The sequence below is a fragment of the Halopseudomonas salegens genome, assembly GCF_900105655.1.
Classification (GTDB): domain Bacteria; phylum Pseudomonadota; class Gammaproteobacteria; order Pseudomonadales; family Pseudomonadaceae; genus Halopseudomonas; species Halopseudomonas salegens.
In genome coordinates, this window is record NZ_LT629787.1 from 3,700,347 (window position 1) to 3,725,760 (window position 25,414).

Annotated in this window: 20 protein-coding genes; 11 read left to right on the forward strand and 9 right to left on the reverse strand. The window is 60.0% G+C overall.

Translation table 11 applies throughout. The features are described from left to right. Positions 1–3: 3 nt before the first annotated feature. The gene (locus BLU07_RS17090; RefSeq protein ID WP_092389306.1) at positions 4–2,097 is read right to left on the reverse strand and encodes a 3-hydroxyacyl-CoA dehydrogenase NAD-binding domain-containing protein; all 2,094 of its coding nucleotides are present in this window, start codon (positions 2,095–2,097) and stop codon (positions 4–6) included. Between the two features lie 432 nt (positions 2,098–2,529). Further along, positions 2,530–3,327: an IclR family transcriptional regulator gene (locus BLU07_RS17095; RefSeq protein WP_092389308.1), complete on the reverse strand. Its 798-nt coding sequence runs from the start codon at positions 3,325–3,327 to the stop codon at positions 2,530–2,532. Positions 3,328–3,518: 191 nt separating this feature from the next. On the opposite strand from BLU07_RS17095, the gene BLU07_RS17100 reads away from it, so the two are divergent. Together BLU07_RS17100 and BLU07_RS17105 are read left to right on the forward strand one after the other, a co-directional pair. Then, a complete protein-coding gene (locus tag BLU07_RS17100; RefSeq protein ID WP_092389310.1) occupies positions 3,519–5,147 on the forward strand; it encodes an AMP-binding protein in 1,629 nt (542 codons plus the stop codon). Continuing rightward, a complete protein-coding gene (locus BLU07_RS17105; protein ID WP_092389312.1) occupies positions 5,144–5,815 on the forward strand; it encodes a crotonase/enoyl-CoA hydratase family protein in 672 nt (223 codons plus the stop codon). The genes BLU07_RS17100 and BLU07_RS17105 overlap by 4 nt, the downstream gene beginning before the upstream one ends. A 36-nt stretch (positions 5,816–5,851) precedes the next feature. Here BLU07_RS17105 and BLU07_RS17110 read toward each other — a convergent pair whose 3' ends face one another. The 5 genes from BLU07_RS17110 to BLU07_RS17130 form a co-directional block, all read right to left on the reverse strand. Beyond that, positions 5,852–6,655 carry an acyl-CoA thioesterase gene (locus tag BLU07_RS17110; RefSeq protein ID WP_092389314.1) on the reverse strand — a complete coding sequence of 268 codons (804 nt, stop codon included), beginning with the start codon at positions 6,653–6,655 and terminating at the stop codon, positions 5,852–5,854. Between the two features lie 72 nt (positions 6,656–6,727). Next, the gene (locus tag BLU07_RS17115; protein ID WP_092389316.1) at positions 6,728–7,210 is read right to left on the reverse strand and encodes a YbhB/YbcL family Raf kinase inhibitor-like protein; all 483 of its coding nucleotides are present in this window, start codon (positions 7,208–7,210) and stop codon (positions 6,728–6,730) included. A gap of 93 nt (positions 7,211–7,303) precedes the next feature. Beyond that, positions 7,304–7,600 (reverse strand): hypothetical protein, encoded by a 297-nt coding sequence (locus tag BLU07_RS17120; RefSeq protein WP_092389318.1) that lies wholly within the window; start codon positions 7,598–7,600, stop codon positions 7,304–7,306. 94 nt (positions 7,601–7,694) lie between these two features. Further along, the gene (locus BLU07_RS17125; RefSeq protein ID WP_092389320.1) at positions 7,695–8,900 is read right to left on the reverse strand and encodes a 3-oxoadipyl-CoA thiolase; all 1,206 of its coding nucleotides are present in this window, start codon (positions 8,898–8,900) and stop codon (positions 7,695–7,697) included. Between the two features lie 3 nt (positions 8,901–8,903). Further along, the gene (locus tag BLU07_RS17130) at positions 8,904–10,418 is read right to left on the reverse strand and encodes a 3-hydroxyacyl-CoA dehydrogenase (RefSeq protein ID WP_092389322.1); all 1,515 of its coding nucleotides are present in this window, start codon (positions 10,416–10,418) and stop codon (positions 8,904–8,906) included. Positions 10,419–10,670: 252 nt separating this feature from the next. Here BLU07_RS17130 and BLU07_RS17135 point away from each other — a divergent pair, with 252 nt between their 5' ends. From BLU07_RS17135 to BLU07_RS17180, 9 genes are all read left to right on the forward strand, one after another. Continuing rightward, a complete protein-coding gene (locus BLU07_RS17135) occupies positions 10,671–11,099 on the forward strand; it encodes a PaaI family thioesterase (protein ID WP_092389324.1) in 429 nt (142 codons plus the stop codon). A 10-nt stretch (positions 11,100–11,109) separates the two neighbouring features. Continuing rightward, positions 11,110–12,453, forward strand: a complete 1,344-nt coding sequence (locus tag BLU07_RS17140; RefSeq protein ID WP_157719243.1) for a hypothetical protein — start codon at positions 11,110–11,112, stop codon at positions 12,451–12,453. A gap of 105 nt (positions 12,454–12,558) precedes the next feature. Beyond that, on the forward strand, positions 12,559–13,512 hold the full coding sequence (locus BLU07_RS17145) for an AraC family transcriptional regulator ligand-binding domain-containing protein (protein ID WP_157719244.1): 954 nt from the start codon (positions 12,559–12,561) through the stop codon (positions 13,510–13,512). A gap of 271 nt (positions 13,513–13,783) precedes the next feature. Further along, entirely contained in the window at positions 13,784–15,748 is a 1,965-nt protein-coding gene (locus BLU07_RS17155) for an alkyl/aryl-sulfatase (protein ID WP_092389332.1), read from the forward strand. 293 nt (positions 15,749–16,041) lie between these two features. Beyond that, a complete protein-coding gene (gene mutM, locus BLU07_RS17160; protein WP_092389334.1) occupies positions 16,042–16,854 on the forward strand; it encodes a bifunctional DNA-formamidopyrimidine glycosylase/DNA-(apurinic or apyrimidinic site) lyase in 813 nt (270 codons plus the stop codon). A gap of 257 nt (positions 16,855–17,111) precedes the next feature. Beyond that, the gene (locus BLU07_RS17165) at positions 17,112–17,444 is read left to right on the forward strand and encodes a hypothetical protein (RefSeq protein ID WP_092389336.1); all 333 of its coding nucleotides are present in this window, start codon (positions 17,112–17,114) and stop codon (positions 17,442–17,444) included. Between the two features lie 56 nt (positions 17,445–17,500). Continuing rightward, positions 17,501–19,354 carry a Na/Pi cotransporter family protein gene (locus BLU07_RS17170; protein WP_092389338.1) on the forward strand — a complete coding sequence of 618 codons (1,854 nt, stop codon included), beginning with the start codon at positions 17,501–17,503 and terminating at the stop codon, positions 19,352–19,354. Positions 19,355–19,426: 72 nt separating this feature from the next. Further along, on the forward strand, positions 19,427–20,275 hold the full coding sequence (locus BLU07_RS17175; RefSeq protein WP_092389340.1) for an SDR family NAD(P)-dependent oxidoreductase: 849 nt from the start codon (positions 19,427–19,429) through the stop codon (positions 20,273–20,275). Positions 20,276–20,308: 33 nt separating this feature from the next. Beyond that, a complete protein-coding gene (locus BLU07_RS17180; RefSeq protein WP_092389342.1) occupies positions 20,309–23,446 on the forward strand; it encodes a bifunctional cytochrome P450/NADPH--P450 reductase in 3,138 nt (1,045 codons plus the stop codon). Here BLU07_RS17180 and ggt read toward each other — a convergent pair whose 3' ends face one another. Beyond that, on the reverse strand, positions 23,447–25,159 hold the full coding sequence (gene ggt, locus BLU07_RS17185) for a gamma-glutamyltransferase (RefSeq protein ID WP_092389344.1): 1,713 nt from the start codon (positions 25,157–25,159) through the stop codon (positions 23,447–23,449). Further along, positions 25,156–25,407 (reverse strand): YfhL family 4Fe-4S dicluster ferredoxin, encoded by a 252-nt coding sequence (locus BLU07_RS17190; RefSeq protein WP_092389346.1) that lies wholly within the window; start codon positions 25,405–25,407, stop codon positions 25,156–25,158. The genes ggt and BLU07_RS17190 overlap by 4 nt, the downstream gene beginning before the upstream one ends. Between the last annotated feature and the right edge of the window lie 7 nt (positions 25,408–25,414).

Genomic DNA, 25,414 nt, shown 5'->3' on the forward strand with positions numbered 1-25,414 from the left:
TCATCACAGATCAGCGAACTTGCGCCCTTCCTTGGCCAGCTTTTCCAGCAGCGGTGCGGGTTTCCACCAGGCACCATGCTGTTCATGGAATTCGCAGATGCGGGCATAGACACGGTCCAGGCCAATGCTGTCAGCATAGAACATCGGACCACCCTGATGCGATGGGAAGCCGTAACCATTGATGTAGATTACGTCGATGTCACTCGCCCGCTGGGCAATGCCTTCCTCGAGGATCTTGGCGCCCTCGTTGATCAATGCATACATGCAACGCTCAAGAATGTACTCATCCGAGAGCGGTTGACGCTGGATACCCTGCTCTTTCGAGGCTGCTTCCAGAATGGCGGGCAGCTCAGGGTTCTCCAGCGGTGTGCGCGACCCTTTTTCGTAGACGTAGAAGCCCTTGCCGGTTTTCTGCCCCAGCATGCCGGCATCTGCCATCTTGCCGAGAATGGTCGGCAGTTTGTATTCCGGGCTCAGGGTCTCGCGTTGACGGTTGCGAATCGCCAGGCCGATATCCAGGCCAGACAGGTCACGCATGGCGAAGGGACCCATGGCCATGCCGAACTTTTTCAGCACACCATCGACTTGAGCCGGGGTAGCGCCTTCTTCCAGCAGGAATTCGGACTCGCGACCGTACTGGAACACCATACGGTTGCCAACAAAACCGTCACAGACGCCAACCGGCACGGCGACTTTCTTCAGTTTCTTGCCGATGGCCATGGCAGTGGCCAGCACATCGTTGCTGGTCTTGGCGCCACGCACCACTTCCAGCAGGCGCATCACGTTGGCCGGGCTGAAGAAATGCAGACCGACGACATCTTCCGGGCGCTTGGTGAAGTTGGCAATCTCGTTCAGATCCAGCGAGCTGGTGTTGGACGAGAGAATAGCGCCGGGCTTGCAGTTGGCGTCCAGTGCCTCGAAGACCTTCTGCTTGACGCCCATATCTTCAAACACGGCTTCCACGACCAGGTCGACATCGGACAGGTCGGCATAATCGGTAATACCGCTGACCAGCGCCATGCGCTTTTCCAGCGCCGCTTCGCTCAGGCTGCCGCGCTTGACGCTCATGCCGTAGGTGTCGCGGGCACGTTCGATGGCCTTGTCGCGGGCTTCGTCGCTGATTTCCAGAATCTTCACCGGAATACCGGCATTGGCAAAGCACATGGCAATACCGACACCCATGGTACCGCCACCGATCACACCGGCGGATTTGACCTCACGTACCGGGGTATCTTTCGGCAGGTCGTCGACCTTGGAGGCCAGACGCTCGGTAAAGAAGGCATGCACCAGTGCCGCGCGCTGCGGTGATGTCAGGCATTCGCCGAACAGCTCGCGCTCACGCTTGAGGCCGTCGGCCAGTGGCAGGGTAAAGGAGGCTTCGACGGCGGATACGCAGCGTTGCGGCGAGAACAGGCCGGGCATTTTCTTGTCGATCTCGGCACGCTTGGCGGCGACCAGGGCAGCGTTATCCACGCCTTCCAGCTTGTCGGTACGCTCACCGGTGCGGCGGGCACCCTTGCCATCGGCAATCAGTTGCTCGGCAAAGGCTTTGCCGGCTGCCAGCAGGTCACCGTCGAACAATTCGTCGACTACGCCCAGCTCGTTGGCTTCCACTGCGCTGATCGGTGCACCGCTGACAATCATGTCCAGTGCTTTTTCGACGCCCACTACGCGGGGCAGGCGCTGGGTACCACCGGCACCAGGCAGCAGACCCAGTTTGACTTCCGGCAGGCCGACCTTGGCGTCTTTGCGCGCAATGCGATAATGACAGCTGAGGGCAACTTCCAGGCCACCGCCCAGAGCAGTTCCGTGGATCACGGCGATGCTCGGCTTGCTGCCGGCTTCGATGTCGTTGACCACTTCCGGCAGGCCCGGGCTCTTCGGTGGCTTGCCGAATTCCTTGATATCGGCACCGGCAATAAAGGTATTACCTTCACAGACCAGAACAATCGCCTTGACCTCGGCATCCGCCTCGGCTGCCTTGAAGCTGTTCTGCAAGCCTTCACGTACGGCAATACCCAACGCGTTGACCGGGGGGTTGTTGACCCGAATGACTGCTATGGGGCCCTGGCGTTCCAGTGTGACCACGTCCGACATGCGTAACCTCCGTTAAGGTGATTCATTTCAGGAAACCGCTGCAAACTCGCTGCGTGGCCTCGAACGCGTTAAAAGCCGGTGCGAGCATGCGCTTGCTCAGCGTGCTCATGTGCAACCGTCAACTGCGCCTTCTGGTCTGTTCTGGCCTTGTTGAGAAGGCCGGCCTGCGTTTGCAGAGATTTCTGAATTCCACTATGCGAAATAATGAAATCATATTCCGCTAGGCAAAATACAAAAAATAAAGCGGCTTGTCGATGCCTGGTTTGTGGAGAATGGGGATTTATCAGTAAAGATGATGTGTCAGCGACCCGCCAACCGGACCGATAGCCGGTTATAGACCGGCGATCAGTTAATGCCGCATTCAGCCCTGTTTGCGCTGATTGGCGATGGAAAAGCGAGTGCCGTTGCGAGGTAAACCCGGATTGCCTGGCGTCAGACGCCGAGGCGTTCGATATCCCGGGCGAGCATCGCCAGTTGGTGAGCCAGCTGGTTTTTGACTTTCTCTTCGGAGACCAGATAGGACGGCGCGCCGCAGGTCAGGGCCATGATGGTGCCGTCCTGCAGATACAGGGGTACCCCGGCGGCATTGACGTTGCGGTCCCAGTTACCCAGCGACAGGCAGAAGCCGTGCTGACGGAAATCTTCGAAGCAGTCATCCAGTTGCGCTCGCCATTCCGGCCATTGCTCCGGATTGCGCGACTCGATGGCGGCCAGTACGTGGGCCCGCTCCTCGTCTTTCATTGCGGCCAGATAAGCGCGTCCGGCAGCCGTGGTGGCCAGCGGCAAGCGCACGCCCACATCCATGCGTAGCGAGGTCGTTTCGGCGGGTCGGCAATTTTCCACATAGATCATCGACAGGCGATCACGGCAAGTCAGGCCGACCGAGGTGTTGGTGGTGCGCGCAAACTCATCCATATAGGGTTTGGCCAGTTGACGCACGCGCAAATTGGATACATAGGCGTAACCCAGTGCCAATACCCCTGAATCCAGTTGATACTTTTCCAGTTGCGGCGAGTAGCTGAGGTAGCCCAGCTTGGTCAGGGTATAGGTCATGCGCGAGACAGTGGGTTTCGGCAGCCCGGTGATGCGGGCGATATCCTGATTGCCCATGACTACAGCGCCCTGGCTGAAGGCGCGAAGAACGTCCAGGCCACGCGACAGCGCCTCGACGAATTTGCGGTCTTTGGGCTCGGCAGGGGTAGCTGGGCTGGTTTCCAGGTCGTCGTTCATACGCTCTGCTTGCTGTCTGTTCGGGCCGGCACTGCGGTCTCCGACGGTCTATTATTACGGACGTGTCCGAGTCTCATTTCGACTTTGACGCCATTGATCGTCTCAATCATTGCACAGTCATATCGGATAGAATAGCATCTTTTTGGTATTTTATTCCGCTCTGCAAAACAATAGTCCGTTAAGAGGTTTCTATGACGTCACCCGGTCAATATCAGGTCAATTCCCAGTTGGCTGAACTCGGGCACCGCAGCATTTACGACATTCTCGCCAGGGCTCGGCAAGATTATGGCAACAAACCGGCGTTCTCTTGCGGTACGGATACCCTGAGCTTTATCGACCTGGATGATCGCGCTGACCAGCTGGCCCGTTACCTGCGCCATGGGCTTGGTCTGCAACCGGGTGATCGCCTGGCGATCCTGCTGCCCAACCTGCTGCAATATACCATCGGAATCTTTGCTGCGCTCAAGGCGGGGCTGGTAATCGTCAACACCAACCCGCAGTACACCGCCAGCGAAGCATGCCATCAGTTCAGTGACTCGGGCGCCAAAGCCGTACTCGTCCTGGACAAGCTGGTCCCTCTGGTGCGCAAGGTGCAGGCAGAGACTGACATCCGGCACCTGATAGTGACGAGCCTGGATGACCTGCAGGTGCCGCAGCTGACAGCCAACAGTAGCGATGAAACGCGCTTCATGCAGGCATTGCAGCTAGGCACCGAGTTGCCGGCAGTGAGCCCCGAGCGGAACCCGGATGATCTGGCTTTGCTGCAGTACACCGGCGGCACCACCGGAGTGTCCAAAGGCGCCATGCTGACCCACCGCAATATCCTCTGCAATGTGTTGCAGGCAGTCAGTATCTTCAAGCCCGGAGAGGTCGAGTACGGCAATGAAGTGCGCGTCTCGCCCTTGCCGCTGTACCATATCTTCGCTTTTACCGCGAACTGCATCGCCTCGGTATTTACCGGTTTCCATAGCGTGTTGATCAGCAATCCGCGTGATCTGGATGGCATGATCGCTGATCTCAAGCGGCATCCTTTTACCCTGCTGACCGGGATCAACTCACTGTTCGTTTCGCTGATGGCGCATCCTGAATTCGACACCATCGATTTCAGTCGACTGAAATGGGTCAATTCCGGCGGCGCGCCCTTGAATACCGAAATTGCCAAGCGCTGGTTGGCGCGCACCGGCAGTGTGATCCGCGAAGGCTATGGCCTGACCGAAACCTCACCGGTGGTCGTCGCCTCGACCGCGAACACGCCCTACCGCGAGGGCTATATCGGCAAGGCGGTGATCGATACCTTTATGCAAACCGTGGATGATGACGGCAATCCGACCGCGCGCGGCGAGCCGGGTGAGTTGCTGATCAAGGGGCCGCAGGTGATGCTGGGGTACTGGCAGCGGGAAGACGAGACGGCCAAGACCTTCAGCGCCGATGGCTGGCTGAAAACGGGTGATGTCGGGGTGATCGACGAGGAAGGCTTCCTCAAACTGGTCGACCGCAAAAAGGACATGATTCTGGTGTCCGGATTCAACGTCTACCCGAACGATATCGAGGATGCGGTCATGCGCCATCCCGGCATCCGCGAATGCGTGGCCGTGGGTATTCCTGACGAGCGCACCGGCGAAGCGATCAAGCTGTATGTCAGTCTGCACGATGCCGAGCTGGATACGGCAAGCATCATTGCCCATTGTCGCGAACATCTGACCGGCTACAAGATTCCCAAAAACGTCGAGATTCGCGACGATCTGCCCAAATCCACCGTGGGCAAGTTGTTGCGCCGGGTGCTGCGTGACGAGGCGCGTGCCGAGGCGGGGGCAGCATGAGTCAGCGGCTGCAGTTCAACCTGAGTGACGGTCTGGCGGAGATCGTGCTGGATGACGGCAAGGTCAATGCGCTGTCCGAAGCCATGCTGGAGGAGTTGCTCGCAGCCATCGACGAGGCAGCCGCCGCGGATGCGGCCTTGCTGATCAGTGGTCGCCCGGGGTGTTTCAGTGCCGGCTATGATCGCAAGCTGATTGCCGCCGGTGGTCCTGCCTGTGACGCCATGCGTGCCGCGGGCGACCGCTTGACCCTGGCCCTGCTGGATTATCCGGCACCGCTGGTGATTGCGGCTAGCGGCCATGCCATGGCCAAGGCTGCCTTTATGCTCCTGCTGGCCGACTACCGTGTCGGCACCACCGGGGACTGGCAGGTTGCCCTCAACGAAGTGGCGATTGGCATGACCATGCCCCAGGCTGCCATGGCGATTGCCCGGGACCGGGTTGCACCCCAGTGGCTGTCCCGCTGCGCGCTGCAGGCACAAGGTCTGACTCCTGAGCAGTCGGTGCAGGCAGGCTTTTTCGACGAGCTGCATGCCAGCGAGCATGTGCTGCTGGAAGCGCGCAGCCATGTGCAACGCCTCGCGGCCTTGCCTCGCAGTGCCTACCGCGAGACCCGTGCCTTGCTCAATGCGCCCTTGCGCGCTGCGGTAATGCCCTGGTTGCAGGCATGACCCGGCCGGGCCACCCACCGGTTGGCCCGGAACTGACTATTCCTTGAAGTAAGCTACCTGCGTGCTGGTCAGCAGCAGGGTGCCGTCGCTTGCCCAGAGGTGTGCGATCTGGTCGGCATAGTTGTGGTGATAACGACTGGCGCCGGCCTGGCCAAGCAGAAAGTCGCTACCGGCGCGTTGCAGGTCGTCCTGAGTGGCATGAAAGTAATGCGTCATCGACACGGTACCCGCCGGGGTGAATGCCTGGCGGCGGCTGAAAATCCGCGGTGCAAAAATGTCGCCAATCGCTGTCAGCGCGGCAAAATCCAGTGGCCGTGGTGGCTCATCACGCACCCAGAGCAGGCTGTCATTGGACTCTTCGCCGCCTGGCTGGAAGACGCCACTGATATAGCGCATATCGTAATGCTTGAACCAGGCCCGTTCATGCCGCTCCATGCGGGGTAGCTCGTCGACGGCAGGGGCCTGCGGGCAGGCAGCTACCTGCTCTGACCAGGTTTCCCGGCGGTTGGCAAAGAAGGCGGTGGCGCTGGTCATTACCTCACCGTCCTGACGCAACAACAGCAACCAGTGCTGGGTGGAGCGGTTGGTGCGCAAGGGTGTGGCTTCGACCTCGAAATCGCCGAGGGCAACCGGGCCGGCAAAGTTGACCGTCAGGGACACCGGATCACCGAGGCGAGCGGGGTGTTGCAAGGCGGCATTCAGCAGAGTGGCAGCGGTCATACCGCCAAAGGGGCCGACCATATTCAGGTAGGTTTCATCGCAATGGCCACTGAATTGATTGGCCGCCGTCATTTGCAGGCGAATGGCCTGGTCAAGGGCATGGGTCGTAGAGGTAGTCATCGGGGATTCCGAACTGCGTTGACAGGCAAGGTGGCACGGCAGGCGCCGTGCCACCCGGAGGGAGGGGTAAACTCAGCCGCGTTTGTAAGTACCGATCAGGCGGTTCATGGCCAGCGCATGTGGCTCGATTTTGGCCAGCAACTCCCACAGGGTGAGGCCAGGTGGCAGCTGCAGGTCTTCATCCAGGGCAATAACCCAGAAATAGTACTGGTGCAGGCCGTGACCTTCCGGAGGCATGGGCCCGTTATAGCCGCTGTTGCCAAAGTCATTCTTGCCGCGGGTGTATTCCTGAATGCCTTCGCTCAGGGCATTCACCGAGCCGGGAATGTTGTACAGCGTCCAGTGGACAAAGCCATAGGTCCCGCGCGGGGTGATCAGTGGGGCATCCGGGTCGTGGCAAATGATCGCGTAGCTTTTGGTTTCGGCCGGAGCATTGGCCCAGCTCAACTGTGGCGACACATCGGCTCCTTCGCCGGTGTGCCGTTTTGGAATCGGGCTGGCGGGATCAAAGTTGCTGCTGTTCAAGGTCAGTTCATTGGAAAAAGCAAAACCCATAATCGTCTCCTTGCAAGTGGATAACGTGATTGGAAAACGTCTTCAGCCTAGCCCTTTACGGCCAGCCAGGACAACCGTATGGGCAGCGCAATGTCAGCGAATCAGCGCGCTGAGCAGCCAGAGGCCGAGCAAAATCCAGATTATTCCGGCAACAAAGCGCTTGCGAAACATACGCTGCACGCCAAGGTAAATCAGAAACAGGCCGAGTATCACGGCGGCAAAAGTAAGAATGCCGCTGTCGACCCCGAGCGCCTGCGAGAAGCCGTTGATAAAGGCCGTACTGGCCCCGGTAATCATATCGAACAGCCACATAAGGCTATCGATTATGACCCGAATAACTGTGCCCAGAGCGGCACCGAGCCATTCAAACGGGTTGGAGGTGGTAGACATCTTTTGAATAGCCTCTGTGCTGGATACAGCCGCCTACTCTAACAGAAAGCCTAAGCCGCAGCGGCAAGCTGATGCTTGCCGCCACTCACTGCGTTTAATCGAGGCGCTCGATAACCGTAGCAACACCTTGACCCAGACCAATGCACAGGCTGACCAGTGCATAGCGCTTGCCGGTCCGTTCCAGCTGGCGCAGGGCGGTCAGTGTCAGGCGTGCACCCGAAGCCCCCAGCGGGTGGCCAACGGCAATGGCGCCACCGTTCGGGTTCAAGCGTGGATCATCAAAGGCAATGCCCAGTTGCTTGCAACAGCCCAGCACCTGGGCAGCAAAGGCTTCGTTGATCTCGATCACGTCCATATCGGCCAGGCTCAGGCCGGCACGGCTGAGCGCTTTCTTGCAGGCTTCAACCGGGCCCAGGCCCATCACGCGGGGCGCAACGCCGGACACGGCACCACTGATAATGCGTGCACGGGGTTTGATGGCATATTTCTGCCCGACCGCCTCGTTGCCGATGATCAATGCGGCAGCGCCGTCATTCACACCGGAGGCGTTGCCCGCGGTCACTACGCCACCTTCAAACAACGGACGCAGCCCGGACAGGGCTTCGAGGTTGCTCTGCGGGCGCGGGTGTTCGTCCTGATCGACCAGTTTGGCCGGCTTCTTGCGACCCTGGCTGACTTCGATCGGCAGAATTTCATCGGTAAAGAAGCCTTCGCTGCGCGCCTTTTCATACAGCGCCTGGCTGCGGGCGGCATAGATGTCCGCTTCTTCGCGACTGATGCCCTGCTCGGCGGCCACGTTGTCTGCGGTTTGCGGCATGGTGTCGTCGCCAAAGGCCTTTTCCACCCTGGGGTTGGGGAAGCGCGCGCCAATAGTGCTGTCAAAGGCACGGAAATCCCGCGAATAGGGGCTTTCACTCTTGGCAATTACGAAGGGCGCGCGGCTCATGCTCTCGGCACCGCCGGCGACGAACAGCTCGCCTTCGCCGCTTTTTACTGCGCGCGAGGCATCCAGAATGGCGGCCAGGCCGGAACCGCACAGGCGGTTGACGGTAACCCCGGCGACTTCCGGCGGCAAGCCGGCCAGCAAACCGGCGTGGCGGGCAATGTTGCGCGCATCTTCGCCGGCCTGGTTGGTATTGCCCATGACCACGTCTTCGTAGTCTTCGCCGGCAAAGGGGTTGCGCGCAACCAGTGCACGCATCACTTCGGCCAGCAGGTCATCCGGGCGCACGCTGGCGAGGGCGCCGGCGTGGCGGCCGAAGGGGGAACGCAAACCATCATAAATATAGGCAGTCATTATCGATTACTCCTGAGAATCCGGGGTGGTCAGCGGCAGGTCGAGCTGTACCCGGCGACGCAGCCAGGGGCTCGGGCGGTAGCGCGGCTCGCCATACACTGCCTGCATGTTGTTGAGTACCTCGAGCACGGCCTGTTTGCCGTAGTGCTCGCCGAAGGCCAGTGGGCCTTTCGGGTAACCAAGCGCCAGTTGCAGCGCCCGGTCGAGGGTTTCCGGGGTGGTTATGCCTTTCTGCGCGATTTCGCAACCCAGATTGATCACACTGGCGATCAGGCGCTGAATAACGAAACCGGGTGAGTCGTTGATCAGTTCTACCGGAACGCCGTCAGCACTCAGTGCCTGGCGGGCCTGGGCCGCGACGTCGGCGCTGGTCGCGGGGTTGCGCATCAGGGTGCGGCGCTTGTCCCAGGTGGCAAAGGTATCCAGAGCCAGGGTGCGACTGGCATCCAGCCCCTGATGCACCAGGGCATGGGTGCAATCTTCACCCCGTGGGGTAACCAGGCAGATGGCCTCTTCGCTCGGCAAGTTACCGGTTTCCAGTGTTGCACCAGCGACCGTCAGTACCGCATGCACATCGCTGCGAACGGCGGCATCATGGCTGTCGAGCCAGAACGGGCGGTCGATCAATAAGGTTTCCGGTGTTGCTTCCGCTGTTTCAATTTTCTGGCCGTCTTCGTAGCGATAGAACCCCTGGCCAGTCTTGCGCCCAAGCAGGCCTGCAGCCACGCGTTGCGCGGCTATGAAAGACGGCGTGTAGCGCGGGTCGTGGTAGAACTGTTCGTACACTGACTCCATGACCGCATGGGATACATCCAGCCCGGTCAGGTCGAACAGCTCGAACGGACCCATGCGGAAGCCGGGGCCATCACGCAGGATGCGGTCGATTTGCTGCGGCGTGGCGACACCTTCGCTGAGCATGCGCAGTGCTTCGGTACCGAAGGCGCGGCCGGCGTGGTTGACCAGGAAACCGGGGGTATCCGGTGTGATTGCCGGGAAGTGCCCGGCCTTGTCCGCCAGCTCGACCAGGCCCTGGATATAGCGCTCATCGGTGCGCGCACCACGGACCACTTCGACGATTTTCATCAAGGGTACGGGGTTGAAGAAGTGGAAGCCGGCAATACGTTCCGGGTTCTGGCAACCGGCAGCAATGCGGGTTACCGACAGGGAGGAGGTGTTGGTGGCCAGCACGCAATCAGTGCGCACGATACCTTCGAGCTCGCCGAAAACTTTCTGTTTTACCTCGAGGATTTCGACGATGGCTTCGATGACCAGATCGCAGTCCTTGAACTCTTTCAGGTCAGTGGCCGGCTGCATACGCGACATGATGGCGTCGAGTTCGTCCTGGCTCAGCTTGCCCTTGGCGACCGACCGCTCCAGCAACTTGCGATTGAATGCCAGCGCCTCGTCAATGGCCTCGCTGCGGGTGTCGTAGAGCTGCACTTGCTGGCCGCTGGTAGCGAACAGCTGGGCGATACCTCGGCCCATGGCGCCAGCGCCAATTACGCCAATCCGGTTGAACATGCATTGCCTCCTCGTTTACCCTATTTGTTTCGCATAGCGGAATAATATTTCGTTTAATTGTGCGAGATTAAATCCTGCGCAGTATCAGTGCAAGTTCAAGCCTTGCCAATTTGGATCACTTGCGCACAATGCCTACGCCTGCTGAAGTTATGTCTCAGGGCTGGTTCATCAATGGAACAGCAGGTATCCGGACAAGGCCTGTCCAACGCAAATTATCAGTCTAGTCATCTTTTATATCGGTGAGGTAACAGCGTGGATCAAGCAGAACGGCAGGCGGTAGCACGCAGTGTGACCGGATTTTTCCAGGACATCGGTTGCGAGCTGGAGGAATACAGTGAAAATCGTGCCGTGGTCGGGCTGACGCTGACGCCAAAGCACCTGAACAATGCCAGCAACCTGCACGGTGGCGTTACCGCAACCCTGCTCGATATCGCCATGGGCCTGTGTGGTACCTGGGCGGAGAAGGCCGATGAGCGCCGGGTGGCGATTACCCTGTCGATGAATGTGAATTTCACCGCAGTGGCCGGGGCCGGCACCCATATTCGCGCCATTGCGACCTGCCGTAACAACGGCCACAAGATATTCATGGCCAGCTGTGATCTGGTCGATGAGCACGGCAAGCTGCTTGGTTTTGGTGAGGGCGTGTTCAAGAAGGGTGCATACCGCAAGGATCTGCCATGAGTCTGTTGGCGTGAAAATGGCGCTGCTGCCACTCGGGGTTGCCCTTGAGCTGCTGGCGCTGTTGTCAGGTTTGTCGTCGTTCAGTTGGGCGGCGGCACTGGCTTTTGCGTTGTATTTCTTGTTGCACTTTACCCGGCTCAATCCTTACCCGCGTTGGCTGGGTATCATTACGTTTGCGGTTTTGCTGGCGGCGCTGTTCAGCCCGCGGACATCCGCTGAATTATGGCCTCGGCTGGCCAGTTCGGCGGCCTATTACACGTCGTTTCTCGGTGCGCTGGGCCTGATGCAGTTGTTGGCCATGCGTTTGCCGCAGCTGCGCGATTTGCACAAGGCCTTGCTTACGGGCCCGAATGTGATTCTCTATCCACGTTATGTGCTGACTGCGGGCAGTATTGGTTCGATTCTCAATTTCGGCATGATGAACCTGCTCTGCGGCACCCTGGTGGAGCATCTGAAACGCTATTCGCTGTCCGAGGCGGACCGCATTGCCGGTTTGCGCAGTGTGATGGTAACCACGTTGCGCGGTTTTGCCCTGGTGCCCTTGCTGGCGCCGACCAGTGTGACCATTGCGATCATTACCCGCGAGATGCCGGAGTTGTCCTGGAGCATCATGGTGCCTTTCGGCATTGTTGCGGCCATGATGATGATTGGTGTCGGTTGGTACCGGGAAACCCAGGGGCTGATTGCGTTGCGTGACAGCATTGGTGATGCATCCAAGGCCGATGGCATGATTTCTCTGCTCTTGGGCAGTTTGCTGGGCTTGTTGGCAATTGGTGTGCTGGCCACCTTTTCGGGCTTGTCGGCGTCGCAGTCGGCGATGGTGCTGGTGCCGGTGGGGGTGATTACCTATCTGCTCTGGCGTGATCGCTCGCCGAAGCTGGCGCTGCGTCAGGTCGGTGAGAATATGATGAGCATGCACAACGAGATGTTCATCTTTGGTTGTGCCGCGCTTCTGGGTGGCATCCTCGGGGCCGTAGCGCCACTGGAACAGCTGGCAGCCTGGCTGGCGCAGGAGCCGAAATACAATGTGCTGCTGGCGATAGCGAGCCTGTTCAGCACCATCACGCTGGCGGTGATAGGGGTGGCGCCCATTGTGTCACTGTCGTTGATTGCGGGGTTGCTGGCGCAGTTGAACCTGTTGGGTGTGCCGATTCTGACACCGGCGGTGGGCTTGATGTGCGGCTTCTCGCTGGCAATGATTTTCTCCCCCTTCGGGCCCTCGACATTGATCCTGTCGCGTTACAGCGGCGTGCCGCCGATGCAGGTGGCCTTTGGCTGGAATGGGCGCTTTGTGCTGAGCGTGATGCCCTTGTTGCTGCTGCTGTTGCTGTTTACGTATTGGCTGTATGGGTAAGGGCAAAGCTGACAGCCAAGAGCCTTAAACCAGTAGCTGACTAGCGCGCATAATGACAGCATTCTCAATGGTTCCATCATTATGTATTTCGGGAGGTTCAGTGCCATGACAGAGGCGTCCATACCTGCACCGCCACCCGCCCAGCCGATTTCTCGTTATCACCGTGGCCCCATGGGGCGGATGCTGGAGGCATTCCTGCAGCGTCCGGGTGTTGATCAGCGTGATTTCAGCCTGGTCGAGCTGGGGCGTCTGTGGCAGCTTGCCGGGGAGGTTGATCCGGCCATCGGCTTGCATCTGTTCGCCCGCTTTACGCCCCAGGACTGGCACATAGTGGCCTACCTGACACTTTTTGTTGACCGGGTTGAAACGGCTTTTCGTCTGTGGCGCAAGTACGGGCCGCTGGTTACCGAGGCGCACCAGGTTGGGCATGTCGACGCCGAGGGCCTGATGGGGATCGAGCTGTCAGTCGATGAGCCGGATGAGTATGCGCACTATCTGATAGAGCATTACGCTGTGATGTCGTTGACCATGTTGCGGCATGCCACCGGTCAGCGGCTTTACCCGCAGCGGGTTCAGTTCCGGCATGCCCGTCCGCACTATGCTGAGGCCTATGCGGCGTGTTTTGGTCCATCGGTCGAGTTTGGCTGTGAGCACAATCGGCTGTTGTTTGACCACGCCACAGCGAACTTGCCAATGCAGGGGCACAATCAGGTGCTGACCGAAGTGATTTGCGGTGAGCTGGACCGGCGTCTGTCCAGTCGTCGTCAACTGGATGGCTGGGCCGGCAAGGTGGCGTTGCACAGTCGCAAGGCGTTGCTGGAGGGCCGCGTTCCGAGCCTGGAAAGTGTGGCCAGTGACATGCACCAGAGTTCGCGAACCCTGCGTCGCCGCTTGACCGATGAGGGCATTAATTACCGTGCCATTCTGGATCACGTGCGCGCTGACCTTGAGCAGTATCTTGAGCTGCAAGGGCTGAGCAGGGCCCAACTGGCTGAGCGCCTGGGTTACAGCGAAACAACGGCCTACCTGCATGCGCGCAAGCGCTGGTGTCAGGACTAAGCTGCCAAACTGCGGTTTTCCATCATCCGATTGTCCAGAATTACCAGCATTTCGGCCTGTTCGGTCACGGTCAACCTTGCTCCCTCCGCGCATACTCCCTTCAAGGACATAATCACCTCGACAGCGACAGGTAGCCCTTTGCGCTTTTTGCGTGCCAGGGCTTCACTTCTGGCTGGGTGTGATGTCCCGGTTTTCATGAAGCCTGATGGGTCGGAATCACTTTTGCCGATTGTCAGGCTGGTTGCGTTTCATTGCGTACAGGAAAATAACAATGCATAACTCATTCTCTTGCCGGGTTGGCGTGGGCCTGTTCGGCCTGGTCCTGGCCGGCACAGTTCTGGCCAGTCCGAAAGCTGCCGAACCTGCCACCACTAGGGCCAATGCTGCGGTGCTTGAACAACTGCCTTTTGCCGATACGCGGGCCTTTGATGATGCCCGGCGCGGTTTCATCGGCGCCTTGCCGGACGGCCTGGTGGTTAGCGACACCGGTCACACGGCCTGGAATATGGCGCCTTATGCCTTTCTGCAAAAGGAAACCGCACCCGATACAGTCAATCCGAGTCTGTGGCGGCAGGCGCGGTTGAACGCCATCCACGGTTTGTTCGAGGTGGTTGAGGGCATGTACCAGATTCGCGGCATGGATCTGGCCAATATGACCATTATCGAGGGCGAGACCGGGCTGACCATTATTGACCCGTTGCTGACACCCGCGACGGCCAGGGCAGGGCTTGAGCTGTATTATCAGCATCGCCCTGAAAAGCCGGTGGTCGCTGTGCTTTACACCCATAATCATGCCGACCACTTCGGTGGGGTGAAAGGGGTCACCAGTGAAGAGGAGGTGCGGTCCGGCAAGGTGAAGGTGTATGCCCCCTACGGTTTTATGCAGCACGCGGTAGCGGAAAATGTGATCGCCGGCAATGCCATGACGCGGCGGGCGATTTATCAGTTTGGTAATGACCTGCCGCCGGGTGAACGGGGTCATGTCGATACCGGGCTGGGCAAGGCACTGGGTAATGGTCCGATTTCGCTGATTGCGCCAACCGATACGGTGCCGGATAACGCGACGCTGGAGATTGACGGCATCACCATCGAGTTCCAGATGGCCCACGGCACTGAAGCCGAGTCGGAAATGATGATGTTTTTCCCGCAGTTCAAGGTACTCAATACGGCAGAAATCACCAGCCAGCATCTGCATAATATCTATACCATCCGGGGCGCAGCGATTCGGGATGCCAGTGCCTGGTCGCACTATATCGACAAGGTGCTGGAGCGTTTCGGCGATCGCACCGATATTCTGGTTGCCCAGCACCACTGGCCGATCTGGGAGCGCGAACAGGCCCAGCACTTTCTCGCCAGGCAGCGTGACCTGTACAAGTTCATCCATGACCAGGCAGTGCGTCGGATGAATCGGGGTGAGTTGCCGGGTGATATTGCCGAGAACCTGATCTTGCCCGCCAGTCTGGATCAGGAATGGTCTTCGCGCGGTTATTACGGCACCGTCAAGCATAATGCGCGGGCTATCTATCAGCGCTATATGGGTTGGTACGATGCCAATCCGGCCAACCTGGATCCTTTGCCGCCGCAGCAGAATGCGTCGCGCACCATTGCCTACATGGGTGGCATTGAACAAGTGATTGAGCGGGCGCGCGAAGATTTTGCCAAGGGCGATTATCGCTGGGTGGCCTGGGTGATGAACCAGGCGGTGTTTGCCGAGCCGGACAATCGCGCTGCCCGTGAATTGGCAGCCGATGCACTGGAGCAGTTGGGGTATCAGGCGGAAGCCGGTACCTGGCGTGGCGCCTATCTGACGGGTGCCCAGGAACTGCGCAACGGGGTAGACGAATTGCCCCGTGGTGGCCTGCAGCCGGATATGTTGCAAGCGCTGGAAGCGGGTATGTTTTTTGACTTGCTGGCGGTGCGCCTGAATCCTGACAAGGCAGCCGGCAAGCACCTGGTGATCAACTGGACGCTGACGGATCTGGAAGAAGATTTCCGCCTGAACCTGGAAAACTCGACCCTGACTTATCGGGCCGGCACCCTGGCTGAGCAGCCGCATGTCAGCGTCAGCATGACCCGGGGCGCCCTGGATCAGATCCTGCTGGCCAAAACGACCTTCCCGGAAGCGGTACAAAGCGGTCAGATCACGTTGGACGGTGAACCCAATGCCTTCTTTGGCTTGCTGCAGATGCTGGAAGAGCCACCGCATGATTTTCCAATCGTTGAGCCGGTGCGGTAGGGAAACACTGATTAACTGCACAATCTCTACCAGCTTGATTGGCGTTGACCGGCTCTGGACCGTTAGATGCCAGGGATGGCATCTACGAGCCCCCAGGGAAGGGTTTACGGCGTGTCCAGAGCCGGTCGGCGCCAATCAGGCTGACACACATAAACCGATTTAATCAGTGTTTCCATCACCGTTACACAAAAGCCCAGGGGCAGTCGCGTGAGTTGCTGCCCCTTTTTTGTTCTCTTGCTACCATGGCGCCTGCCTGATTCCCGCCCCTTGATTGTCAGAGAGCGAAGCGCTGCATGCCTGAATTACCTGAAGTAGAAACCACCCGCCGTGGTATTGCGCCGTACCTGGAAGGCAAACGGGTGACGCAGTTGATCGTGCGTGACCGGCGTTTGCGCTGGCCGATTCCGGAGGATCTGGCCATCCAGATCGAGGATCAGGTGTTTACCCGGATTGATCGTCGGGCCAAGTATTTGTTGATGCATATCGGCGGCGGGGTGCTGATCGGGCATCTGGGCATGTCGGGCAATATGCGTCTGGTGCCGATCGGTACGCCGGCGGCCAAGCATGCGCATGTGGATATCGAGCTGGATTCGGGGCTGGCGCTGCGCTACACCGATCCGCGCCGCTTTGGTGCCTTGCTGTGGAGTAATGACCCCATGGCCCATCCCTTGCTGGCCAGCCTCGGGCCGGAGCCGTTAAGTGAAGCGTTCAATGGTGAATTGCTGTACCAGCGTTCGCGGGGCAAACGCTCGGCGGTGAAGCCGTTCATCATGGACAATGCAGTGGTGGTCGGGGTCGGGAATATCTATGCCAGTGAGGCGTTGTTTGCTGCCGGGATAGATCCGCGGCGCGAGGCCGGGCGCATCAGCAAGGCGCGCTATGTGCAGCTGGCGCTGGAGATCAAGCGCATTCTGGCCTATGCCATTGAACGCGGCGGCACGACCTTGCGTGACTTTACCGGTGGTGACGGGCAGCCGGGGTATTTCAAACAGGAGCTGTTTGTCTATGGCCGCGGCGGCGAGTTGTGCAAGGTCTGTGGGCGCACCTTGTCCGAATGCCGGCTGGGCCAGCGGTCGAGTGTCTACTGCTCCAGCTGCCAGCGTTAGGAAAGCGCTAATTAATTACACAAATACTTGGCAGCCTCAACCAGGCTGAAACACTGCGCTGGCAACACCGCCTACCAACTATGTGTTGATGCATCTGTTTAGGTGAGTATCGACATTTCAAGCACTTACCAAAATTTTTTGCCGCGGATTCCGTAACATCGGGATTTATGCCTACAATGGAAAGGTGTATGCAGTGCTCGGGACGAGTGTTGCTCGCCAATAACAATGCCTATCGGGCCACAACCAGGGATCCAATCATGCGCCTGTTACGTCAAACTACTGCTGTACTCGCCGGTATTCTGCTCAGTGCCAGTGTGCTGGCGGCCGATAACGCCTACGGTTACGAAGAAAGTGAACCGGGCATCTTCGCCATGACCAGTGACCTGCTGATTGCTCGCCCCTTGCTGCTGGGCGTGACGGCGGTGGGTGCGACTGTCTTTGTCGTCAGCCTGCCCTTCACGGCAATGGGAGGGAATATCCCGGAAGCAGGTCGTGAATTGGTGGTGCGGCCGGGTCGCGAGACCTTCGTGCGCTGCCTGGGCTGCACCAAAAGCGGCTATGGCCGCAAGCAACAGGACGGAAACCGCTGATTTTCGGCGTTTCCTGATCTGACCAGCCGGGCGCTCAGCCCGGCCTCAGGGGTCATATGAAAGCATTTCTGACACCCAGATGGGTGCCAGCAGTCTTGCTGGTGCTCATTGTTCTGTTCTTCTGGCGCCCCGAACTGGCCACTCTGGCGGCGGGTATCGCACTTTTCATGTTGGGTATGCACCATCTTGAGGATGGTTTCCGCGCCTTTACCGGGGGTGCGCTGGAACGGTGGTTGTCGCGCAGTACCAACCGCATGTGGAAAAGCCTGCTGTTTGGCGTGGTGAGTACCGCGCTGGTGCAATCGAGCTCACTGGTAACCCTGTTGACCATTGCCTTCCTGAGTGCCGGCCTGGTCAGCCTGATTGCCGGTATCGGGATTGTGTTTGGCGCCAACCTGGGGACCACCACGGGTGCCTGGCTGATTGCGCTGGTAGGCCTGAAGATTGATCTGGCGGCGGTGGCCATGCCCCTGCTGGTGTTCGGCGTGATGCTCGGTCGCCGTGTCGAAGCGGTATGGAAGGGGCTTGGTCAGGTACTGCTGGGTATCGGTTTGTTGTTCCTGGGTATAGACCTGATGAAAGCCGGTTTTGAAAGCTTTGAAGGTGTGCTCAATCTCGAGCATTACCAGCTCAGCGGTTGGACCGGGGTCCTGGTGTATACCTTTATCGGGCTGCTGGCGACTGTGCTGATGCAGTCCAGCCATGCCTCGATGATGATAACTCTGGCGGCGCTGGCCAGCGGTCAACTGGCCTACGGCAATGCGCTGGCGATGGCGATTGGCGCCAACCTGGGTACCACGGTTACGGCGGTAATCGGCGCCATGGGGTCAAACAATGCCGGGCGTCGGTTGGCCGGGGCACATATTCTGTTCAATCTGGTCACTGCCGTGGTGGCTCTGGTCATTCTGCCCAGTCTGACGCGCGTTGTTGAAGATTTGTCAGCCTGGCTGGGTATAGCCGCTGATGCCCATACCCTGAAACTGGCGCTGTTTCATACTCTGTTCAACGTTCTGGGGCTGGCCATCATGCTGCCCTTTGTGCCTTTGATGGTGAAATATCTGATGCGTTGGCTGCCAGATGTCGCAGCTGTGGATCCGGCTCATCCCGATCTCAGCGAGCAGCCGCCGATGCGCGCTCATTATCTGAATGACTCCAGTCTGTTGCATGCTGACGCGGCACTCAAGGTACTGGATCAGGAAGTGCGCCATCTGGCGGAGTTGAGCCGCGAAGTGATCGGTTCGGCACTCTATCTGCCGGATCTCAAGGCCGGTTTGAACAATGAACAGTTACTGGCTCGCCTGCAGGCACCGGTGCCCATGGATGAGCGGGTGGAAGCCGATGTGCTTTATGAGCGCCATGTCAAAGGGGTCTATGGCGATATCATCGATTTTATCAGTCGCCTGGATACCTCTTTGCTACCGGAGCAACAGCAGCAGTTGATGGATTACAGCCTGGCGGCGCGGGACCTGGTCGAGTCGGTCAAAGCGGCGAAACATCTGCAAGCCAATTTGCGACGCCAGATTGACAGCGCCCAGCCGACTATCCGCAACGCTTATGACCGCCTGCGCTGGCAATGCATCCAGGCCATGAAAAGTCTGGATGCACTGGCGGTAGTTGGTGACGGCATGGATACGCGTCGTCTGGCTTTTGCCGATTACGAACGCCTGGAAAAGCAGTTTGCCGACACCTTCCAGCGTGAGGTACAAAGTGCACTGCGCAATCGGGAAATGGACGGTTGGCAGGCTTCATCCTTGCTCAATGACCTGCATTATCTGTTGCGTATTCAGCGTCATTTGGGCCTGGCCTATGCCGCGCTGGATGAGGTCGCGGCTCTGGCGGCAGCGACGGACAAGCCGGTGGAGAAGTCGCCGGCTGACCGTGAGCGTGTCGAGCCAACTGTGGATGCCTGATCCGGTTACTTGCAGTATCCGCTCCGGGCTGGCCCCGCATGGCCCGGAACAGAATAAGAACAAGGAAAAACAATGCGAGATTTCAGTAATAAAGTGGCGGCCATTACCGGCGCCGGTTCGGGAATTGGTCGGGCCCTGGCCCAGAATCTGGCCGCCAAGGGCTGCCATCTGGCGCTCAGCGATGTGAACAGCGAGGGGCTGGCAGAAACTGCCCGGCTGTGCGAAGCCAGCGGGGTCAAGGTAACCACGGCAGCGCTGGATGTTGCCGACCGGGCGGCAGTCTTTGCCTGGGCCGGGCAGGTGGTGCAGGAACACGGTCGGGTCAATCTGATCTTCAACAATGCCGGGGTCGCGCTCAGCGTGCCGGTGGAAACCGCTCGCATTGAAGACTTCGAGTGGCTGATGAACATCAACTTCTGGGGCGTGGTACACGGTACCCAGGCCTTCCTGCCGCATTTGCGGGCCTCCGAAGACGGCCACGTGATCAACATTTCCAGCCTGTTCGGGCTGATTGCCGTACCCACCCAGGGCACCTACAACGCCAGCAAGTTTGCCGTGCGCGGTTATACCGAAGCCCTGCGCATGGAGCTGGAGATGGCCGAAGCCCCGGTCAGTGTCACCTGTGTGCACCCCGGCGGCGTTGCCACCCGGATTGCCGACAGTGGGCGGGTGGATGCCAGCGTTACCGATGTCACTGGCGAGAGCGCTGAAGAAGCCCGCGCCAATGCGCGCAAGGCGATTCAGACCACCACACCGGCCTCGGCAGCCGAGCAGATCCTGCGTGGTGTCGAGCGCAATGCCCGGCGCGTGCTGGTCGGTCCGGATGCGCGCTGGCTGGATCGTCTGGTCCGACTGCTGGGTAGCAGCGCCTACCAGCCGGTACTCCTGTGGATTCTGCGCAAACGCAAAAGCAACGTCTGAACCACGCCTGTCGTCTGCCAGAGAAGAATAACAATGACCGATATCAGCATTCCGCAGCCCAAGCCAGCTCCCTGGCTGGGCAATTTGCCCGACATTGATCCGCAAACGCCGATCCAGTCGATGATGCAACTGGTCCGTGAATACGGCCCGCTGATGCGGCTGGATTTCCCCGTTGGCCGCGTGCTGATGCTCAGCTCGCAGGCGCTGGCCAACGAAGTCTGTGACGAAAGCCGCTTTGCCAAGAAAGTGCATGCTTCCCTGCAGCAATTGCGCGCGATTGGCGGTGACGGCCTGTTTACCGCCTACAACGACGAGCCGAACTGGGGCAAGGCGCATCGCATCCTGATGCCGGCTTTCGGCCCCATGGGGCTGCGCGACATGTTTGAGCCCATGCTGGATATCGCCGAGCAGATGCTGACCCGCTGGGAGCGTTTTGGCGCCCATGTCGAACTGGATGCCGCCGAACAGATGACCCGTCTGACGCTGGATACCATCGCCCTGTGCGGCTTTGACTATCGCTTCAACAGCTTCTATCGGGATGACCTGCATCCCTTTGTCGATGCCATGATGAGCAGTCTGACCGAGGCGGGTATCCGCTCGCGGCGGCCACCCTTTATCAACAAGCTGCGCAAGAAGGCCGCGCGCCAGTTTGATAAGGATACCGAGCTGCTCTATGGGGTCTCGGACCAGTTGATTGCCGAGCGGCGCAAGCGCCCGGTCGACAAGCCGGACCTGCTCAACCGCATGCTCGAAGCCGTCGACCCGGTTACCGGCGAGCGGCTGTCGGATGAGAATATCCGCTATCAGATGGTTACCTTCCTGATCGCCGGGCATGAAACCACCAGTGGACTGTTGTCTTTTGCACTGTATTTTCTGCTCAACAATCCGGAGGCGCTGCGCAAGGCGCAGGCCCAGGTTGATGCGGTGATGGGTGAATCCATCCCGACCCTGGATCACCTCTCACGGCTGCGCCATGTCGAACAGATCCTGATGGAAACCCTGCGCCTGTGGCCCACTGCGCCGGCCTTTGCCGTCAGCCCGCATGAAGACACCCTGCTGGCCGGCAAATACCCGGTCACGCCGCGTGACGTGCTTATGGTCATGTTGCCGATGCTGCACCGTGACCCTGCTGTCTGGGGCGATGATGCCGATGCCTTCCGCCCCGAGCGGTTTGACCCCGAGCTGGAAAAGGCCTTGCCGCCGAATGCCTGGAAGCCCTTTGGCAACGGCATGCGCGCCTGCATTGGTCGCCCCTTCGCGATGCAGGAAGCCATGCTGGTGCTGAGCATGCTATTGCAGCGCTTTGACATAGAAGCGGTGGACCCGAACTACCCGCTGCAGATCAAGGAAACCCTGACCCTGAAACCCGAAGGTTTCCAGATCCGGGTACGCCGCCGCAACAACCAGCCGCAGCGCTGGGCCGGCGTGGTGGCTACGCCACAGGAAGCGCCAACCGCCAAAACCACTGCGCACGCGGAGACTAGCGCCAAAGGCGTACCCTTGCTGGTCCTGTACGGCTCGAATACCGGCAGTGCCGAAGCCTTTGCCCGCCGTATCAGCGAGGAAGCCGCCCACAATGGCTTTGCTGCGCGCTGCCATAGTCTGGACGAGCAGACCGGCAGCTTGCCGACCGATGGCCCGGTATTGCTGTTGAGCGCCTCCTACGAAGGCGAACCACCGGACAATGCCCGGCGTTTTGTTGACTGGCTGGCGGATCAGCCGGCGGACAGCCTGACCGGTGTGCGCTATGCCGTGTTCGGCTGCGGCAACCGCCAGTGGGCATCAACCTACCAGGCGATTCCGCAAAAGCTGGATGACTGCCTGCAGCGGGCCGGGGCCGAAGCCCTGTTGCCGCGCGCCGAAGCCGATGCCAATGCCGATTTCTTCGCCACCTTTGATGACTGGTATCGCGGCCTGTGGCCGACGCTGGCAGAGGCCTGCGGTATTGAATCAGTCGCCCAGGCACCCAGCATCAGCCTGCAGGCCTCAAGCCAGTCGCGCTGTCGGGCGCTGAATCAGCCGCAGATGCAGCTGGCGCAGGTGCTGGACAACCGTGAACTGGTCGCGACGGCCAATGCCAACAGCGCCCCGGACGGGCGCAAGCGGAATATCCAGCTGGCCCTGCCCGACGGTATGACCTACCAGACCGGGGATTATCTGACAGTACTGCCGAGCAATCCGCCGGCTCAGGTCCAACGGGTGTTGCGGCGCTTCGGCCTGACCGCCGATACCCGCATCAGCGCCGATGCCGTGCCCGGATTCTGGAATGCCACGCAATCGCTGGGCGATCTGCTCAGTCATTATCTGGAACTGGCGCAACCGGTCAGCCGTCAGCAATTGCAGCAGCTCTGTGCTGCCACCCGCTGTCCGCCGGAAAAAGCGGAACTGGAGGCCTTGCTGGCCCCCGAGGTGTTCCAGCGCGAGCTGGCCCAGCCACGTGTGAGCGTGCTGGAGCTGCTGGAGCGGGTACCGGGGTGCGAGCTCTCGCTGGCCGATTATCTGGCCATGTTGCCGCCGCTGCGCCCGCGCCAGTACTCGATTTCATCCGCGCCCGCGCAGCACCCCGGCCAGTGCAGCCTGACCCTGTCGGTACTGCAGGGCAAAGCCTGGTCCGCGCAGGATGATTTTGTCGGTGTGGCGTCCAACTGGTTGGCGGGACTGCGCCCCGGTGATCGTTTGCCGGTGCTGGTGCAGGCGTCCAGCTTCCATCCCCCGGCCGAGGTGCAGCAACCGATAATCATGGTGGCTGCCGGAGCCGGACTGGCGCCGTTCCGTGGCTTTATCCAGCAGCGCGCCGCCAACTGGCCTGAAGGACAAGCGCCAGATCTGTTGTTTTTCGGTTGCCGCAACCCGGAGGCCGATCTGCTCTATAGCGATGAGCTGGAAGCCTGGCAGGCAGACGGGGTAATCAGCCTGCATACCGCCTTCAGCCGGCGTGACGGCGAATACATTCAGGCGGTGTTATGGCGTGAGCGGGAACAGGTGATGGACCAGCTGGCAGCGGGCGCCAGCCTGTACGTCTGCGGCGAGGGCGAAAAAATGGCTCCGGCCGTGCGCGATACCCTGATCCGCGCCTGGGCCGAACGCGAAGGCGTTGACCAGGCCGCAGCCGCTACCTGGTTTGCCGGCCTGCGTGAGCGAGGGCGTTATGCAGAGGATATTTTCGCCTGATCAGGGCGCCGCAGCTTCAACGCGACTCTCGCCTACGCCGCGTGGGTCGCTGGCGGCCTCGAGTGTGTCGCTGCCCTTGTGCCAGATCACCAGCTGCATGTCGCCGTAGTCACGGCCGACTTCGTGCAGGTCATGGCCGAGCGCTTCCAGCGCCTTGCGCTCATCGGCGTTGAAGGTGTCGCTTTCGTGCTGGATACGGTCGGGCAGATACTGGTGGTGAAAGCGCGGGCGGGTGACGATCTGTTCGGCGTTGGCGCCCTGGCGGGCGGCTTCGATGCCGAGCAGTACCATGGTGATGATACGGCTGCCGCCGGGCGTACCAATCAGCATCAATTGGTCCGGGCTGTCGAGGATGGTCGGGGTCATGCTGGAGAGCGGGCGTTTGCCGGCCTCGACGGCATTGGCCTTGCCCCCGGCCAGGCCGTATTCGTTGACGCCATGAATGTCGGCGGCAAAGTCGTCCATCTCGTTGTTCAGAATCACGCCGGTACCGGGGATGGTCATGGCGGCGCCGAAGGGCAGGTTAATGCTCAGCGTGGCGGCAACGCCATTGCCCTGGGCATCCAGCAAGGAAAAGTGCGTGGTGTTGTTGCCTTCACTGAACAGCTGCGGCTCGCCCAGGCTGGCACTGGGAGTGGCCTGCTCGGGGTCGATCTGTCGGGCCAGTTGTGCCGCATAGTCGGCGCTGAGCAAGTGTGCGACCGGTACGTCAACAAAGTCGCTGTCCCCCAGCAGCACCGAGCGATCACGATAACTGCGGCGCATCAGTTCGACCAGGTGATGGGTCCGGGCGGTACTGGCGTAATCCGTGGCGGGCAGGTGTTGCTGGCCCTGCAGTATCTGCGCCAGGGCAATGCCGCCAGCAGAGGGCAGGGGGCTGCTGATCACCTCGGTATCCCCGAGCCTGAAGCTTACCGGTTCCCGTTCGATGATCCGGTACTGGTCAAAATCGGCTTGCTGCCAGATACCGCCGGCAGCCTGCACGCCCTTGAGCAGTTGCTCGGCCACCGGGCCCTGATAGAAACCGGCGCGGCCATTGGCTGCCAATAAACGCAGGGTTTGGGCCAGCTCGGGTTGCCTGATCAGGGTGCCCTCGGCAGGAATCTCGTTGTCACGCAGAAACAGGCGGGCGGTTTCCGGGTCGCTGCGCATGGCTTCAAGGCGAAAGCCGCCGAGTGCCTGATAACGCGTGGTCACCGCAAAGCCGTGTTCTGCGGCGGTAATCGCCGGCGCCAGGCTCTGGCTCAGCGGCAGTTTGCCGTAGTGCTCGGCCAGGTGCACCAGCGCTGCCGGCAGGCCGGGAATGCCAGCAGCCAGGGCGCCATTGATGCTGGGTGCACGCTGTACGTCGCCGCCTTCATCACGGTACAAGTCCGGGTGTGCCTTGAGCGGAGCCGTTTCGCGGGCATCGACAAACAGGTGGCGCACGCTGCCATCGTCCTCGACCAGGCGCAGCAGGTAAAAGCCGCCACCGCCCAGGCCAGAGCCATAGGGTTCAACCACGCCCAGGGTCGCACTGGCGGCAATGGCGGCATCAAAGGCGTTGCCGCCGGCGTTGAGGATCTGGTCTGCAGCGGCGGTGGCAATCGGGTGTGCGGTGGCAATGGCGTGGCGTTCGGGAGCGGCCTGCAGGGACAGCGAGAAGCTCAGCAGCAGACTGAGCAGCAGGCCCTGCAGGCTAGGGAAGGGCGTCAGGCGAAGGCGTGAGGTCATGCTTCCCCGGTAATGATCTTGTACTTGTCCATCAGCTCATCCTTGCTTTCCACATGGGCAGGATCCAGTGGAATGCAGTCCACCGGGCACACCTGCTGGCACTGGGGCTCGTCATAGTGGCCGACGCACTCGGTACACAGATCGGGATCGATCACGTAGATCTCTTCACCCTGGGAGATGGCGTTGTTCGGGCACTCGGGTTCGCAGACATCACAATTGATGCAGTCATCGGTAATGATCAGGGCCATACAAATG